The sequence below is a fragment of the Pseudogemmobacter sp. W21_MBD1_M6 genome, assembly GCF_052119585.1.
Taxonomy (GTDB): Bacteria; Pseudomonadota; Alphaproteobacteria; order Rhodobacterales; family Rhodobacteraceae; genus JBGQOJ01.
On the sequence record NZ_JBGQOJ010000066.1, the window covers coordinates 1 to 2,492 of the forward strand.

Annotated in this window: 2 protein-coding genes; both read left to right on the forward strand. The window is 50.7% G+C overall.

The genetic code is table 11. The annotated features are described in order from the left end of the window. Positions 1-1,731: hypothetical protein (locus tag ACEN2R_RS20810; protein ID WP_442044840.1), on the forward strand; the 1,731-nt coding region annotated here is incomplete at its 5' end. 105 nt (positions 1,732-1,836) lie between these two features. After that, positions 1,837-2,490 (forward strand): transglycosylase SLT domain-containing protein, encoded by a 654-nt coding sequence (locus ACEN2R_RS20815; RefSeq protein WP_442044842.1) that lies wholly within the window; start codon positions 1,837-1,839, stop codon positions 2,488-2,490. Positions 2,491-2,492: the final 2 nt, after the last annotated feature.

Below are 2,492 nucleotides of genomic sequence, written 5' to 3' on the forward strand. Positions count from 1 at the left end.
GACAACCAGCCTCCATCTCACACTGGCCCAATGTCTACACCGCCGTCAGATCAGGCGCAATTTTTAGAGGTGCCCATAAGGCCAAAGCGAGGCATACAAGATCCGGCCGGTGACCTGCCTGAGATGTCGCAACCTGATGGAGCCACTGAAAAGGAGCAACCTGATCCGAATGTGAGGACGGAAAACAGTATGGACAGGAACATGCCATCGTCCCGCATGAATACGCCCTTAACGACCTCTGGCGGTGCGTGCGTATCTTCGCGCCACATGGACGTTCGAGGCTGGGGGGGGGCGAATGGACAGATCGCGGACTTTGCCGCCCTTCGAAAGGATTTGGTTGGAGAATTTGACAAGCCTTCGGAAGTTGCCATTTCCCGCCTTGCCAAGGCCTACCTGCACGCCGGGTTAGGGGCTGAGGCAATCGCGACTTTGAGTGCCTTTGATCTTGGGATTGCGGATGCCGCGATTCTTCAGGATATGGGTCGTCTTCTGGATGATATGCCACTTCAAACAGCTTTCTTGGAAACGCAAATGGGGTGCGAAACATCTGCTGCGATTTGGGCTATTCTTGCACGCAAGCATCTGAACCCAGGCACACAAATCGCGCCTCAAGCGGTTCTGGAGACTTTCTCGTCATTGCCGGCTCATTTGCGAATCTTGCTTGGTCCGCGCCTTTCCGAAAAACTAACACAAGCTGGAAATCTAGCGGCGGCCACGGCAATAAGAAATGCCGTCGCTCGAACCAGTGAAAGCAATGTCGACGGGCTTCAACTGCTCGAGGCGCGCCTCGAACTTGCGCGCGGTCACGAACAATCCGCCCTTGCGATCCTGACAGACCTCGTTGCAAAAGATGAGGAGGACGCCCCGACGGCCCTCGTTGAAATTGCAAAGGTGATGCTTGAACGAGGCGAGGACATCGATAATTCCACGCTTGCCTCTCTTTCTGCGCTGGCCTTCGAGTATCGTGGAACGCGAGTCGGCAGAGACCTTGTTAAGGTTTCGGTTCTTGCGCGATCAAAGGCTGAAATGTTTGACATTGCCAAGCGCGAACTCGAGGATATTCTGCGCGACAAGTCACTTGCTGACGATGAGATTGAGAACCTTATTTCGCAGGTTGTATCCGATGTGACCAAGGTTGCAAGCGATGCTGAATTCATGCGTCAAATTATAATGGGCGGATTGTTTCGTGCGGAAGGAAGTTTTGATGATAACGTCCGCCGTGAAATTGCGATCAGATTGGTTAGTCTTGGCGCACTCGCTGAGGCGGATAGTTTTCTGGGAGCCATAAAAAATACTATTTCGAGCGACAATGTTATTCTTGCAAAAACGGCACTATCTCGATCAGATCCAGATAGAGCTTTGGATCTTGTTAAAAGTGAAACGAGCAAGGATGCACGCTCTTTGCGCGCGGATGCATTCGCCGCAAAACGAAATTTTAAAAATGCATTTTCAGAACTTCAACCCATGGGTGATGACGCAAGAAAAGCAAATTTTGCCTGGCTCTCGGGAAGTTGGGCTGACCTGGGGCTTGTCGGTGGACCAGAACAACAGGCCCTCGCATTGATTGCGACTTCGACAAGTCCACATGATCCTGTCGAGCAAAACCGTCCAGATAGTGGTAAGGTCACAATTGCATCCGCCCGCCGCCGAATAGAAGAGAGCGAAACGATACGAAGAACAGTTGAAGCTATACTGAAAACAATGCCGTTGGAGCATCCTGAGTCGCTCTAATACGAAATCAATGGAAACCGTTTCTAAAGATTTGGCCTCTAGCATTGCCTGTGACACTGCAAGAAATGCGGTATTTAGGCGGTATGTTCAATGATATTAAAATGCATGATGCAGCTCATTCCCTGGATCAAAAAAATTTCTAGACGAACATGCGCCGCTTGGATTGACCTTGGATTGATCTCCAGCATCGGAGTAACCGTCTTTGTCGGGGGTTCGGCCACAGCAGCAGTTGATATTTCGGCTAAATGTGAGGCTGCCTCCATCACCGCTTCGCAAGAGATCGGGGTTCCTCTTTCTGTTTTGACGGCAATATCCTTGAACGAGACCGGAAGAAAACATGCAGGAGAATTTCGCCCTTGGCCGTGGACGGTTAATATGGAGGGCAAGGGAATGTGGTTTGATACAGAAGATGAAGCGCGGGCTTATGTTTATCAAAACTACAAGAAGGGTGCGAGAAGCTTTGACGTGGGTTGCTTTCAAATCAACTTTAGGTGGCACGGCAAGGCCTTTGCCTCGATCGACGAAATGTTCGACCCACGATCCAATGCGATCTATGCAGCGTCCTTTCTAAAACAGCTTTATGCGGAAAAAGGAAACTGGTCTGATGCAGCGGGCGCGTATCATTCCCGAACTAAGGTTTATGCCGATCGCTATATCAATCGATTTGATAAGATCAGGGCTCAGGGGCACCTCGATTTTTACGAGTTTTCAGCTCCACACCTCGGCGCTACCGGTTTGAAGGTGGCCGGAGACCACTGACT